This window comes from Algibacter amylolyticus (assembly GCF_014202225.1).
In the GTDB taxonomy this organism is placed as follows: Bacteria; Bacteroidota; Bacteroidia; order Flavobacteriales; family Flavobacteriaceae; genus Algibacter_B; species Algibacter_B amylolyticus.
The window spans coordinates 1-13,500 of the sequence record NZ_JACHGE010000004.1 but is presented as its reverse complement, the minus strand read 5'-3'; the positions used below and the strand labels follow the sequence as shown (position 1 = coordinate 13,500).

The 13,500-nt window shown below is 32.6% G+C and carries 7 protein-coding genes; 5 read left to right on the top strand and 2 right to left on the bottom strand.

Annotated elements, in window-relative coordinates; genetic code table 11:
- Positions 1–71 precede the first annotated feature (71 nt).
- Positions 72–2,504, bottom strand: a complete 2,433-nt coding sequence (locus tag HNQ90_RS09650; RefSeq protein WP_144115593.1) for a ribonuclease HII — start codon at positions 2,502–2,504, stop codon at positions 72–74.
- A gap of 31 nt (positions 2,505–2,535) precedes the next feature.
- A complete protein-coding gene (locus tag HNQ90_RS09645) occupies positions 2,536–3,135 on the bottom strand; it encodes a ribonuclease HII (protein ID WP_144115592.1) in 600 nt (199 codons plus the stop codon).
- 273 nt (positions 3,136–3,408) lie between these two features.
- Here HNQ90_RS09645 and HNQ90_RS09640 point away from each other — a divergent pair, with 273 nt between their 5' ends.
- From HNQ90_RS09640 to HNQ90_RS09620, 5 genes are all read left to right on the top strand, one after another.
- Positions 3,409–6,753: a SusC/RagA family TonB-linked outer membrane protein gene (locus tag HNQ90_RS09640; RefSeq protein ID WP_144115591.1), complete on the top strand. Its 3,345-nt coding sequence runs from the start codon at positions 3,409–3,411 to the stop codon at positions 6,751–6,753.
- Positions 6,754–6,764: 11 nt separating this feature from the next.
- Positions 6,765–8,267: a RagB/SusD family nutrient uptake outer membrane protein gene (locus tag HNQ90_RS09635; protein ID WP_144115590.1), complete on the top strand. Its 1,503-nt coding sequence runs from the start codon at positions 6,765–6,767 to the stop codon at positions 8,265–8,267.
- Between the two features lie 26 nt (positions 8,268–8,293).
- Positions 8,294–9,151 carry a substrate import-associated zinc metallohydrolase lipoprotein gene (locus HNQ90_RS09630; protein ID WP_144115589.1) on the top strand — a complete coding sequence of 286 codons (858 nt, stop codon included), beginning with the start codon at positions 8,294–8,296 and terminating at the stop codon, positions 9,149–9,151.
- An 11-nt stretch (positions 9,152–9,162) separates the two neighbouring features.
- The gene (locus HNQ90_RS09625) at positions 9,163–10,566 is read left to right on the top strand and encodes a DUF4302 domain-containing protein (RefSeq protein WP_144115588.1); all 1,404 of its coding nucleotides are present in this window, start codon (positions 9,163–9,165) and stop codon (positions 10,564–10,566) included.
- A gap of 240 nt (positions 10,567–10,806) precedes the next feature.
- Positions 10,807–12,810 carry a putative porin gene (locus HNQ90_RS09620; RefSeq protein WP_172625829.1) on the top strand — a complete coding sequence of 668 codons (2,004 nt, stop codon included), beginning with the start codon at positions 10,807–10,809 and terminating at the stop codon, positions 12,808–12,810.
- The last annotated feature ends 690 nt before the right edge of the window (positions 12,811–13,500 follow it).

Genomic DNA, 13,500 nt, shown 5'->3' with positions numbered 1-13,500 from the left:
GCCTTAAAGATAAAGATTAATTTTTATCGATATACAACGCATGTAAATTTATTTACATCGTTATCAGGTAGTTAATTAATTTGATACAAAAGTATAGAGTTGTTTTCTCCCTTAGTTACAAATTCTAAATTACTGTCTTTATCAATATTATCAAGTTCTATTGAAGCGTTTCCGTAAACCGGGAAATTTGGGAGTAATTTAGATTGGCTATCGTATAAATAGATTTTATGCGATTGCAAATCGGTAGTGGAAACGTAAATTTTATTATTAATGTAGAAAAGTTTCGGGTTGGAATAATCTCCAAAGTCTAACTCGGTAGTTTTATTTTTAATAACAAGTTTGTTTTCGCTTTGCGTTACTAATGTTTTACTCGTTGTTTCAATATGATGATTCTCGGTTAGGTTTAAGTTTCTAGACGATGCATTTCCTTTTGAATCTACTAGAACTAGATCGCCAGAGGCTGTGGTTGTAGTAAATGCATTGTTATACAGAAAAACAGGTTGGTCTGAATATGAATATGATGTTTTAGGTTTAACTCTAGTTTTTCCTATTCTATCTAATATATAAAGTTTGTTTTCTGTTTTTAGGGTAATGTAATCTTTAGTCCCAATTCTAAAATGTTTAGGCTGAGAAATAATACTGCTGTTAGCCGATTTAAAAGTGAAACCTTTTACCGTATTCCCTTTAGTGTCGTACATTAAAACGTTTTTACCTTGAGTAACTAACAGCCTGTAGTTTTTTCGGTTATCATAATCGAAAACAGCCAAAGGTTGGGTGATGTTATCATTAAATTTTAAAGCAAATGGTTTTACTTCCTTACCATTTCTATCTAAAACATAAACTCGGTTTGGTGTGGCAAAAGCTAATTGTAAGCGGCCATTTTTATAAATATCTATTTGCTCAATTTTTCCTAAAACAGGGCCTTGCAGTTGTTTTTTCCAAAGGATTTTTCCTTGGTTAGATATTAAATATAAGCTATTGGTTATATCTTGAACCACAATTTCCTTTTGATTTGTAATGTGGTTTTTTACAAATTGTGGTGTGTTTAAAATGGCTTTATCTAGCTTAATATTTAATTCTTCTGACACCGTATTTACATGCGCTCTTTTTTTATTTTTCGCTATAATGCCATTAACATGCGCAAAATTAGTATCGTATATAAATTGAATGGCTGTTGCATTGTAGCCATCGATATTGTAAGATGTATTATCTGGTATGTTTTTATTTAATAGCGTTTTTAGCGATGCTACATTAATAATTTGTAGTAAGGAAGAGGCATCACTTAAGTGTTCTTTATTGTTTTTAAAATACGATGTTGTACTTAAGGTTGTTTTGTTTTGATAGTTAGCAATAATATTTTGAAGCATTTCGGTATTTCCACTAAATATAAGGTAGTTGTCTATAATACAATACAAGTTTGCATTGGTAGTAGTAATTAACGGAGAAAATGTATTGGCAAATACACCAGAATCACTAAAACTATAAATATCAATTTCTCTGTACGTTTCAACGCTTGTTTGCTCGCTTAAAAGTGCATCTTGGGTTGCAATAATATCAATAGAGTTTAATATGATTGCACGATTATTACCTTCATAAATAACACCAACTTCTATTATGTCATTAAAAAGGTTGGTATTCGTATTTAAGGAATCTGTACTTTGGTATTTAACTAAGTTTGCTTGAAATTTAGTGAAATCGTTAAATGTAAATGCTAATACACCATCGCTATTAGTTGGTGTTATGTTTTGAATTTGATTGACTTGCGGAATCGTGTTTTTAAAAATTTTTAAAAGGCTTTTTGTAGAATCAGTAGCCTTAGCAATTCCGTTAAAGTACGTGTCGTTTTGGTTTAATTCAACATCAATAGCCATATATTCTGTAAGCAGGTTAAGCGATAAAGAATCTTCAATAAAAATCGAAGGTGCTAAGCTTGATTTGGTGTTTAATAGAAGTGATGCTGTTTTGTCTTTGCTCGATGACTTGTAAAGCTTTTTTAAGTTGTCGTCATTAAAAGTAGAATTAAAAACTTGATCAACGATCTGTTTTGATGATGAAGCAAAAAAGGTACTATCAATAATAGTGCTGTAAAACGTGTTTTTATTAATGGTATGTTTTTTAATTGATTTGTTGTTGTATTTAAGTAGCTCTTCGGTATAATTGGGTAAAGAATCAGTTAGAAACAAATCTTTAGTCAATTTCGTTATTACCGAATACTGCATGCTATCTGTATTATCTTCAGAAAAGCAAATTAAAAGTTCGCTTGCAGGGTTTAAATGGGTTAACGGCGATAGTTGTTTTTCTAAATTCTTATAAGTACTCGTGCCCGATATACTTTGTAAAAAGTCACTATTGTTAATACCGCTGTTTAATCCTTCAGTATTATTAGTTTTTAAAATAAACGCGGTGTTTTCGGGTACATAATCTAAAAGATTAGTGCGTTTGTTGTTTGTTTTAGAACATCCAAAAACGAATAATAATATATAGGAAAAACAAAGTAGTCTCATGTAAGGGATTAATTTATACAAATATAAAAACTTAAAGGTCTAACTTAAATTGGTCGGGTAATAATCTAAACGATTTTCTGTGGTATTTTGTTATACCATATTTTTTAATGGCTGCCCGATGTTCTTTAGTAGGGTACCCTTTGTTTTGTTTCCAGTTATACATGGGGAATTCCTGGTGAATTTTGTCCATATATAAATCCCTGTGTGTTTTTGCTAAAACAGAAGCCGCCGCAATACTTAAATATTTGCCATCACCTTTAATTATGGTTTCGTGGGGTATGTTTTTATAAAGTTTAAATCTGTTACCATCAACAATAATAAATTCAGGAGTCTTACTTAATTTATCTATGGAGTGATGCATAGCCAAAATTGAGGCATTCAATATATTAATCTCATCAATTTCTTCTTCAAAAACATGGGCAACTCCAAAGGATAGAGCTTGTTCTTCAATAATAGGTTTTAAAAGCATTCTTTTCTTTTCGCTAAGTTGTTTGGAGTCGTTTAAAACGGTATTACTAAAGTTTTCTGGAAGTATTACGGCTGCAGCAGTAACAGGTCCAGCTAAACAACCACGACCAGCTTCATCTGTTCCGCACTCTAAAATTAAACTGGAATGATTTGCTAATAACATGGTGCTAAAATATTGATAATTCTTTTAATTCAATTATTATGTATACATAGTATTTTTAAAGTTTAAAATATAAATAGTTTAAAAATCATTATCTAATTTTTAGATATATGCATTTTTTGTTAAAATTTTATGATTAAAAAGGGGGTTTTGTTGAGATATATGAGTTTTTGAAATGTTAAAAGTGATTTTGTTAAGAATTTTTTAAGATAAATCTTTGTTTCTTTAAGATAATATTTAGAAATTCGTCAATGACTAACTCAAATAATTATTTATATGAAATTAAAATTGACCTGGTTGTTAACACTATTAATGGTGTTTTCAATTCAACTGTCTAATGCTCAAGAAAGTCAAATAACTGGAAAAATAATTGATCCCAGTGGTTTGCCTTTACCCGGAGTAACTATTGTAGTAGACGGTACTAGTAAAGGCGTAGTTTCCGATTTTGATGGGGTTTATTCCATTAAGGCTAAAAAAGGAGATGTACTTCGAATGAGTTTTATTGGTATGAAAACTCAGCGTATAACCGTTGGAGAAGCATCAACATTAAATATTACAATGTCTGAAGATTTGGAAAGCTTGGATGCTGTAGTGGTTACGGGGTATCAAAATGTAGATAGAGAATTATTTACAGGAGCATCGCAAACAGTTAAAGCAGCAGATATTAAAATTGACGCTGTTCCCGATATAACAAGAAGTTTAGAGGGGAGAGCAGCTGGTGTAAGTGTTCAAAACGTTACAGGAACTTTTGGTGCGGCACCTAGAATAACTATTCGTGGGTCGTCTTCAATTTTAGGAGACACAAAACCAATATGGGTTATTGATGGGGCAATACAAGAAGAGATTGTAGATATATCTTTTCAAGATTTAGTTGCGGGAGATATTAATAGTTTATTAAGTTCAGCATTAGCAGGTCTAAATGCTAATGATATTGAGAGTTTTGAGATTCTTAGAGATGCATCTGCAAGTGCCCAGTATGGAGCTAGAGCTTTAAATGGTGTTGTAGTAATTACAACGAAATCTGGTAAGAGAAATCAAAAGCCCGCTTTTAATTATTCCTCTGAGTATGCTGTTAGAGCTGTTCCAAGTTATAACCAATATAACTTATTAAACTCTCAAGAAACAGTATCCATATACAGGCAATTAGCAAGTCCACAAGTAGGCCAAATAACAAACACAGGTGTGGTTAATGGTAGAACTGGTGGAATTTACAACTTGCTTTATAATTCATTAGAACCAAATGAACAAGGAGTTTTTGAGGTTAGCAATACTCCAGAAGGAAGAGCCAGTTTTTTGCAGCAATACGAATTGGCTAACACCGATTGGTTTAAGGAGTTATTTAGACCTACACCTACGCAAACTCATACTTTAAGCTTTTCTGGCGGAGGAGATAAAAGTACAACATATGCATCTTTAGGGTATTTTACAGATCCAGGGTGGACCATCGCAGATAGAGTAAGAAGATTAACAGGTAACTTAAGAAATACATTTTATTTTGGAGATGACGATAGATTAAAGGTTACTACACAGTTAAATACGTCTATTAGAAATCAAATGGCTCCTGGGACTCTAGATAGGGAGTCAGATCAATTTTTTGGTTCCTTTACTCGAGAATTTGATATAAACCCTTTTAATTATGCGCTTAATACAAGTAGAGCAATTCGTCCTAGAGATAATAATGGAGATTTAGAATATGTTCGAAACAATTGGGCTCCGTTTAATATCCTAGAGGAAGTTAAGAATAACTATATTGAATTAAATGTAAATGATGTAAGGTTTCAAGCGCAGTTAGATTATCAGATTAATGATAATTTAAAATATTCATTCTTAGGAACTGCTCGTTATGCAAGCTCAATTTCAGATCATGCCACAACAGAGTTTTCTAATGCGGCTGGGGCGTATAGAGCAGCTGATAATACAATTATTAGAGATGCTAATACCTTTTTGTTTCAAGATCCTGAACAACCAAATACAAGTCCATATGTAGTTTTACCTGTTGGAGGTATTTTAAGAAATAGTAGAAACACTATTACAACTTATACAGTAAGAAACACCTTAGAGTATAAGAAAAGATTTAAAGATGATCTTCATGGGTTAACAATTTATGGAGGGCAAGAGTATAGACATACAGATCGTTCTTCAGGTTTTGATACAGGATATGGCTATCAATTCTCTAGAGGGGGAACAGTTTTTACAGATCCTGATATTTTAAGAAAAGCAATTTTAGATGGTGATGATTATTTTGGTTATCAAGAAACTAGGAATAGAGAAATCACCTTGTTTGCTAATGCAACGTATGATTTTGATAAAAAATATATTTTGAATCTTTCAGGGAATTACGAAGGTTCAAATAGAGCTGGTAAATCTGACGGAACAAGATGGTTGCCAACATACACTGTTTCAGGAAGGTGGAATGTGCATAGAGAAAATTTTATCGATAACTCGGGTGTTTTAAATAACCTAGTGCTAAGAGGTTCTTATGGGTTATCTGCTTTAATTGCTAACACAGCATCTAATAATGAAGCTATTTTTAGAAATCAAGTAACCGATAGATTATTAATATCTGATAGAGAAAATGCAATAGATATCATCGATTTGCAAAACTCTGGGTTAACATGGGAAAAACAAACGGAATATAACTTAGGATTAGATATCGGCTTATTCGGAAATCGAATTGCAATGAATGTTGATGCGTATTATAGAGATGGAAAAGATTTAATAGATTTTATAACAACCTCAGGTATTGGGGGAGAATCAATAAAATTAGGTAATTTTTCTTCTTTAGAAACTAAAGGTATAGAGTTTCAGCTGAATACTGTAAATGTATCAGGTGATGATTTTAAATGGAATTCAGGGTTTAATATATCATTACTAAATCAAAAAATTACAGAATTGCAACAAGAACCTAATGTATTCGATTTAATTACTGGAGGTCAATTTGGTAATGCGGTAGGTTATGCACCAAATTCGTTGTTCTCATTTAATTTTGAAGGACTTGATAGTGATGGTTACCCAACTTTTACATTACCTGAAGATGGTATAGATTTTCAGTCAACCGATGATCCATTGTCATATCTTAAATATGAAGGTGCAACATTGCCAAATGTAACAGGTGGTCTTGCTAATAATTTTAATTATAAAAATTGGGATTTTAGCTTCTTCATTTCGTTCTCTGCAGGAAATAAAATTAGGTTAGATCCTGCTTATTCTTCAACCTATTCAGATTTATCGGTTTTTCCAACTGAATTTATTAATAGATGGTTGGTTCCAGGAGATGAAGAGTTTACTGATATACCAGTTATACCATCAACACAATTAATACAGAGAAGAGGAACAACAGATTCTAGACAAATTTTTAATGCCTATAATTATTCATCTGAGCGTATAGCTGATGGAGATTTTATACGTATGAAGAATATAACACTAGGCTATTCATTAGACAAGAATGTTGTTAAAAAATTAGGAATGACTCGTTTCAGGTTAAGCTTGCAAACAACAAATCCGTTCTTAATTTATTCTGATGATAAATTAGCCGGACAAGATCCTGAGTTTATAAGATCTGGTGGTGTGGCCTTTCCAATAACAAGGTTATATACATTTACTGTTAATGTTGGATTTTAAAAAAAAAAACTATGAAAAAATATAATTTAATAAAATTACCAATCATTGCACTGCTTTTAGTAATGGTATCATGCGATGATATATTAGATGAGTCACCAGATAATAGAACAGAAATTGATTCTTTGGATAAAATTAGTGAGCTTTTAGTTAATGCATATCCGCAAGCCTTATATACGCCTTTTTTAGAACCAATGTCAGACAATGCAGATGAAAAAGGTTTTTCTGCAACAACAAGTCGTTTAAATGATTTAATGTATGAGTGGGGGGAGTTTTTTGATGATGATGATGACACGCCAACCAATTATTGGAATGAAGCATATGAAGCCATTTCGCAAGCAAATCAAGCCTTAGCTTCGCTAGATGAATTAGGAGAAACCAACGTGAATGAAAGAGGTGAAGCACTTTTGTGTCGGGCGTATGGTCATTTTATGTTAGTGAATATTTTCGCTAAAGCATATAATCCTACTACAGCTTCAACCGATTTAGGGATTACATATATTACTAAGCCAGAAAATGAGTTATTACCACAATATTCAAGGAGTACGGTACAAGAAGTTTTCGATTTTATTGAGGCAGATTTAGTTGAAGGTCTTAAGTATATTGGAAATGATTTAAATTATAGTGAACCAAAGTTTCACTTTAATGCAAGAGCAGCAAATACATTTGCATCTCGTTTTTATCTTGTAAAGGGAGAATGGCAAAAAGTTGTAGAGCATAGTAATAAAGTTCTAGGTTCGGGTTCTGGTGTTGAGGACATAAGAGACTATACGAATGATTATAGGGGGGCGGCTTTAAGTTATAGTGAAAGAGCTTTTAGGTTTTCTTCGGCAATAGAGCCTGCAAATTTGTTAATTATTGTCGGGTCATCTGTATATAGTAGAAATCATGCTTCTTTACGTTTTCAACTTAGTGGTGGTTTAGCTAGAGAGCTTTTCTTTAATGGTAATGCTGCTGGACTGGCATGGTCTGAACAAGTATATGGAGGTAGCGACGTCGTATATAATGTTCCTAAATACGATGAATATTTTAAAGTTACGAACCAAGCAGCTGCAACGGGAACAGCTTTTGTACAAACTCCTATTTTAACTACTGATGAAGCAATGTTTAACAGAGCCGAGGCTTATGCTATGTTAGGAGAATTTCAGTTGGCAGCAGATGATTTAAATACGTTGTTATCGGTTAAATCAGAGGGGTATTCTAGTGATGCCATACTAACAACAGATGATATTACAAATAATTTTGGAGTCGACTCTAATTATTATACGCCATTTTATACAATATCAGGAGACGCTTTACCTTTTGTAAATGTTATATTACAGACAAAAAGATCTGTTTTTTACAACGAAGGTTTACGTTGGTTTGATATTAAAAGACATGATATAGTAGTTGAACATGTAAAACAGGTTACACCAAATGTTTCTGAAACATTAGTGCTGTCTAAAGGAGATAATAAAAGGGTGTTGCAAATCCCAACAGAAGCGCAATCTCGAGGTATTTTACCAAACCCAAGATAACCTTGATAAACTTTAAAACAATTAAAATGAAAAACATAAAAAATATAATACTGGTAAATCTTGTATTAGGCTTCTTGTTGCTAGGTTCCTGCAGTGAATCGTCTGATACCATAAAAGAAAGCCAAATAGATACGAGCACGCCAATTCTTTCAGATTTAGATATCTGGTTAAGATCTAATTTTGTAGCACCATATAATATTGAAATATCTTATTTGTGGGGTGCTAGTGATACTGATATTGCGAGGTTTTTATATCCTATTAATGAGAATGGTGTAGAACGTTGGTCCGAAACAATTAGAAACGCATGGATAGAACCTTATAATCAATTAGGGGGCCATGATTTTATAGCAAATATTACACCTCGTCAATTAGTTTATTCTGGAGGTTTTAATTATAATCCAAATAGTCCAACTATAACCTTGGGAGTAGCAGAGGCGGGAACTAGAATAACGTTTTTTAATTTGGACTTTTTGGACTATTCAAATGAAGAAAATATTAGACAGCCTTTAAGAACTCTTCATCACGAATACGCACATATCTTAAATCAAAAAATTCCTTTTTCAGACGATTATGGTTTAATAACTCCTGGAGATTACACGGCGCAATGGTTTAATGTTAGTGATCAAGAGGCTCTTGATTTGGGATTTATTACACCTTATGCATCTAGTCAGCCAGGTGAAGATTTTGTTGAAATAGTAGCAAATATGCTAACCAATTCTAAAGAAGGTTTTGATGCAATTGTTAGTACGGCTAGTCCTACAGGACAAGCGTACATACGACAAAAACAAGAAATCGTTGTGGCGTATTTTCAAGAAAATTTCGCAATAGATTTGTATGAACTTCAGGAACTAACATATCAAGCGCTTTTAGATAGTTTGGACTAAAAAAAATAAAAATGAAAAAATATATTAAATACATACTCAGTTTATTATTGCTAACAGTAGTTCTTAATTCTTGTGAAGTTGATAGAACCGAAGCAATATTTGAAGAAGCACCTTCAGATAGAATACAAAAAAATATTGAAGAGTTGAGAACACTTTTATTATCTCAATCACAAGGTTTTTCAGGCGTTTACTTCCCCAATAATAGTGTTGTTGGTGGTGTGAATTTTCATATGAATTTCACAGAAGATTTAAGAGTTAAAATAACTTCCGATTTTAAATCTAATACCGAGCTTACAGACACAAGATATGATGTTGTAACAGGAACTACAGCAGCAGAATTGGTGTTCACATCAGGATCTAGACATATTACAGATTTAATCCAAGATGGGGCTCAAGGATTCAATACTTTTTATGGAGGTAATTCTTTTCAATATGTGGGAGAAGAAAATGGGGTTATCACATTTAAAGAGGTGCGTAGCGATGGTGTTTTTGTAATTTCACCTTCTGGCTTTACAGACTTTGAAACAGAAAGTGTTGCTAGTGCTGATATTACTTATACTAACAGGGAAGTCTTCACAGAAGTAGATTGTGAAACGGCATCTGTTTATGATAATTTAGTATTAGCAGTAGACAATGCGGGACAATCTACTAATTACATTTTAAATTATGATTCAACTAATTTTTTCTTTGATGCAGGTACAACAGATGAAGAGGGAGTTAGCTCAAGACAAGGTTTAGGGGTAGCGTTTACTTTAATCGACGGCGAACAAGCAATACTAATTAGTCCTGCTCTTGAGGTAGGAGGTAACAGCTTCGAGAATTTTATTTTAGATTCAGAATCCGATAAAGTGCAATATGTGGCTAGTGTAAATGGGGCAACAGCCACAATTTCTCAGACTTCTTTATCTGCACCTACAGGAGAAGATATAATGGATTTACCAGGTTCAATATATGTTTATGATGTAGCAGATGGTACAAACCCGTTATTAAGCCCTTGCTTTAGAGATCTCGTAATAGAACAAATTAATACTAACCTTGATAATAGGTTTGGAGCAGGAACGCTAAAGTTTTCTTTTTATTACCTGTTCCTTAATTTAGAGGGAGGGTGTTCCAATTTAGCAATATTTTTGGAAGATGCTAATGGCGGCTTATATAGAGCTAATTATTGTATAGTTGCTAATATAGAAAGCAACACAGTGTTTTTTGATTATCTAGGGCCATATTCTGGTTCAAATGATGCGTTTTTCGAAGAAAATTTACAACCTTTAATGGATTTCTTTAGTGGTCCTCAAGGTTTACTTTACACTAATGAAGGTTCTTTTAGTGCTAGTATAAATAGCTACCTAAATGCTTCAGGATCATTTACTAGTTTAGATACCCCATCATTAAGGTCTTATGGTTATTTCTTTCCATAAAATTTTTATGTGAGGCTTAATTAATATTGAAACCCCTATGTTTATTTATTAAAGCATAGGGGTTTTGTTTATTTGAAAAATACGATAAAATATAATTTTTTCATTTTACAACGTTATCATATTTTGTATTTACATTTGCAAGGTTTTAATTTTGTTTAATTTTGAGCGTAATTAAAAGATTAATTGTAGAGTGCTAGTAATCGCTTTAGATTTAAATTATATTAATAAAAATATCCCAGAATGCATAAATTAGTCAATATACTTCTTTTGTTATTGTTTTCCTTCTCCATGAAGGCACAGGTTTTACCTCAAAAATATGAAAAACAAAGCGGTGTAGAGTCTAGTCAAGTTCAGGATTCTATAAGGAGAAAGCCTAAAACACAAGTTAAGGAGAACAACTCCGAAAAACCAAAAGCCAAAATTCAAGACTACCTAATCATTTCTCACGAGCGGGATACAACATATTTAGATACCTCATTAACTATTCAAAAAGAATACAAGTTTAATTACCTGCGTAAAGATAATTTTGGGCTAATTCCATTTTCCAATTTAGGGCAAACCTATAATAGTCTAACACATAATTTTGCTAATAGTAACTCAATGCCATTATTTGGTGCTAGAGCAAGACATTTTAATTACATGGAAATTGAGGATATCAATTATTACCATGTGCCAACACCATTAACAGAGTTGTTTTTTAAAACAGCATTCGAGCAAGGTCAACTAGCCGATTCCTTTTTTACGGTAAATACCTCGCCACAATTTAATTTTTCAATTGCTTATAAAGGATTACGATCCTTAGGTAAATATCAAAACATACTAACCAGTACAGGTAACTTTAGGTTTACATCAAATTATACATCAAAAAATAAACGTTATACAGCACGAGGCCACATAGTAACTCAAGATTTGTTAAATCAAGAAAATGGAGGGTTGGAAGACGATAGCGTTATCAATTTTGAGTCCGGTGACCAAGAGTTTATCGACAGATCAATTTTAGAAGTTAATTTCGAAAATGCCGAAAGCATAATGCGAGGTAAACGTTTCCACCTAGACCATAGCTATATAATTCTAAATAAATCAGTAAAAGCAGAACTACCAGAAACATTAAACGATTCAACCTCCAAAAGCACCATAACAGTAAATCATATTATATCCTTCGAGGATAAGTATTACGAGTATAATCAAACCGGCGACGAGCCAGATTATTTTGGCGACGCATTCGTAACAACAGGACTAAAAGACAAAGCCACTCTAGAAAATTTCTATAACAAAGTTGAGGTCGATTACTTTAACAACGTACTAGGTCAGGTTAAGTTTAATGTAAACACCAATAACTATAACTATGGCTACAATAAATTAGTCGTCTTAAACGGAAATACAATAACAAACCGAATAAAAGGGCATATAGTCGCCGTAGGCGGTAAGTATAGCAAACGCTATAAAGGTTTCCAATTAAATGGAGAGTTAGGAGCCAATATATCTGGCGATTTCGATGGCAACTATCTAAAAGCAAACGCAGTTTTTAATTTAAATAACGAGATATCAGCATCGGCATCCATTAATCACAGCTCAAAAGTGCCAAATTATAACACCCTATTATATCAAAGCGATTATATTAATTATAACTGGCAAAACAACTTTAACAATATCGAAACCCAACAAATAGGGTTTAACCTAAAATATAAAAACCTAGCAAACCTAACAGTCGATTATTCTACAATCGATAACTATGTATATTTCCAAAAAGACGCAACCACACTCCAGGTATCACCATTCCAAAATAACAGCACAATAAATTACCTAAGAGTAAAACTAGCAAACGAAATAAAGTTCGGTAAATTCGCCTTAAACAATACCATATTATACCAAAACGTAAAAGACGATAATAATACCCTAAACGTACCCGAGTTAAACACACGTAACACCATATACTTTTCAAGTCCACTATTTAAAAATGCTTTGTATTTACAAACAGGCATCACCTTAAATTACTTTACCAACTATTATATGGATTCCTATAATCCTGTCTTGGCAGAATTCTATGTGCAAAACGATACCGAATTTGGTAATTTTCCGCGTCTGGACTTTTTCTTAAACGCAAAAATTCGTCAAACTAGAATCTATTTCAAAGCAGAACACTTTAATGCAGCATTCACTGGCTATAATTATTATTCAGCACCAAACTATCCATACCGCGATTTCTCAATTAGGTTTGGGGTCGTTTGGAATTTCTTCCTGTAAATAGCATTAGGGCGTTACCCAAGGGTCGGGCTTTACATTACAAGTCCTCGCACCTCCTTCGTCGGGCTGTGGGCTTTCCATTGCAATCCCTAACGCGGGTCTATCAACAAGCATATACAATAGCTGTAAGTAAATAGGTCATCCTATATGGGTATCAGTTTTATTATTCATAGTTATATACAATGCGCTTGTAAGCAATCAAGCAACTAATATTTCATTAAATCAGGTTAGGATTTTTTTATAAAGTGATTTTTTTCATGATGTAAACTCCATCAAATAAGCCTGTTAAAAGGTTGGTGATAAAAAATTAAAAAAAAAGATAAAAAAAGTCATTGTCAAAATAAAAAAGGATAGTAAGTTTGCACCCCGTTAAAAACGCAATAAGTATTTAATGGAACGTTCATAAAAAGGTTGATTGATAATTTTAAGAGGTTGAAAAAACTTTTCAAAAAAAATATCAAAATCACTTGTAAGAGTTAATAAAAAGGTTGTAGATTTGCAGCCGCTAAAAACGGTAATTACCGCAGATAGCAAAACGCTCATATAAAGGTTTGGATATTATTTTAGGAAGTTAAAAGATTTTTTAAAATAAATCAAAAAACTATTGTGAGAGTTAAAAAAGGGTTTTATATTTGCACCCGCTAACAAGGAAACGAGTTAACAAAAGAGAAACAAGTTCATAAACATATT

Coding starts and splice junctions, on each gene's coding strand:
- HNQ90_RS09620 (WP_172625829.1), top strand. CDS start 10,807: ATGCATAAATTAGTCAATATACTTCTTTTGTTATTGTTTTCCTTCTCC.
- HNQ90_RS09625 (WP_144115588.1), top strand. CDS start 9,163: ATGAAAAAATATATTAAATACATACTCAGTTTATTATTGCTAACAGTA.
- HNQ90_RS09630 (WP_144115589.1), top strand. CDS start 8,294: ATGAAAAACATAAAAAATATAATACTGGTAAATCTTGTATTAGGCTTC.
- HNQ90_RS09635 (WP_144115590.1), top strand. CDS start 6,765: ATGAAAAAATATAATTTAATAAAATTACCAATCATTGCACTGCTTTTA.
- HNQ90_RS09645 (WP_144115592.1), bottom strand. CDS start 3,135: ATGTTATTAGCAAATCATTCCAGTTTAATTTTAGAGTGCGGAACAGAT.
- HNQ90_RS09650 (WP_144115593.1), bottom strand. CDS start 2,504: ATGAGACTACTTTGTTTTTCCTATATATTATTATTCGTTTTTGGATGT.
- HNQ90_RS09640 (WP_144115591.1), top strand. CDS start 3,409: ATGAAATTAAAATTGACCTGGTTGTTAACACTATTAATGGTGTTTTCA.